Annotated in this window: 1 protein-coding gene; it reads right to left on the bottom strand. The window is 30.7% G+C overall.

Annotation, left to right across the window (positions count from 1 at the left end):
* Positions 1-97 precede the first annotated feature (97 nt).
* Complete coding sequence (locus GFJ99_RS13300) at positions 98-589, bottom strand: hypothetical protein (RefSeq protein ID WP_153209539.1); 492 nt, start codon at positions 587-589, stop codon at positions 98-100.
* Positions 590-791: the final 202 nt, after the last annotated feature.

Raw genomic sequence — 791 nt, forward strand, 5'->3', positions numbered from 1 at the left:
TTACAAATATAACAAAACATTCCATTCAGCAGCGGATTTTCCGTAGGAAAATCCGGAAGTAGCCATTGAAGCAAACCGCTGTTGTGCGTTCGGTTTTTTATTTAATTTGTTTGCCATCTACGAATATACATTCAGTTTTTTGACCATTTTCATTTACGGACATTACAATTCCATTCTTTTTATTATTTAAATATGGACAACTATAAACTAGTAAACCATTCTCATATTCTTCTTCTAACACTTTTTTATTATCATCATCATAATATTCAAACCATTTATAATCTCTTGAATATCCATATCTAATTTTTTTTTCTATTTTCCCGTATTTTCTGTAAAAAATCTCTTCAGAGATTTTTAATGCTTTGCCATTATAATATTGAATGCTTTTTTTTAATTCTCCGTTTTCAAATTCAAGTTCAAATGTCAAGTGTGTTTTCCGTTTAAAGCTTTGTATTTTTCCAGTAAAAAGTTCAGAATTTGATACCTTATAAACCAAACTATCTTTTGAGAAAATTTCATCTTTACTCAAAATTTCTTGTGAATAAATTTTCAAACTAAATAACAATATTAATAATAGTAATTTCTTCATATTTTTCAATCGTTTTCAACGTTCCACCAAACTGACGCACAACGTTCTGCGGCTTGCTCTCAGTGGCGTTGCACCAACACCAAGCCATTACAAATATAACAAAACATTCCATTCAGCAGCGGATTTTCCGTAGGAAAATCCGCTGCTGAATGGAATGTTTTGTTATATTTGTAATGGCTTGGTGTTGGTTCAACGCCACTGA

The organism is Flavobacterium sp. LMO6 (genome assembly GCF_009495795.1).
Classification (GTDB): Bacteria; Bacteroidota; Bacteroidia; order Flavobacteriales; family Flavobacteriaceae; genus Flavobacterium.